Origin of the sequence: Massilia sp. CT11-108 (assembly GCF_047302915.1) — a bacterium.
GTDB classification, from domain to species: Bacteria; Pseudomonadota; Gammaproteobacteria; order Burkholderiales; family Burkholderiaceae_D; genus Telluria; species Telluria orientalis.
This window is the reverse complement of record NZ_JBKYMO010001456.1, coordinates 1-287: the sequence shown is the minus strand read 5'-3', so window position 1 is coordinate 287 and position 287 is coordinate 1. Positions and strand designations below refer to the sequence as shown.

The 287-nt window shown below is 75.6% G+C and carries 1 protein-coding gene; it reads left to right on the top strand.

From position 1 onward, the window contains the following. Positions 1 to 287: amidase family protein (locus ACEN88_RS35245; protein ID WP_413347060.1), on the top strand; the 287-nt coding region annotated here is incomplete at both ends.

The following is a 287-nucleotide window of genomic DNA, read 5'->3' as shown; positions in this document are numbered from 1 at the left end:
GTTCGCCGGCGTGCCCACGCTCGTCAAGGACCTGCTCGCGGTTCCCGGCTTCCCGACGGGGTTCGGTTCGCGCCTGTTCCGCGGCGCGCGGCTGCCGGGTACGTCGCCGTATGCGCAGGCGCTGCGGCGTGCGGGCCTCGTCGTGCTGGGCAAGAGCACCACGTCGGAATTCGGCCTGCTGGGCACGACGGAACCCCTCGCGACGGGCCCCACGCGCAATCCATGGCGGCACGACCTGTCGGCGGGCGGTTCGTCCGGCGGCGCGGCGGCGGCCGTCGCGGCGGGGA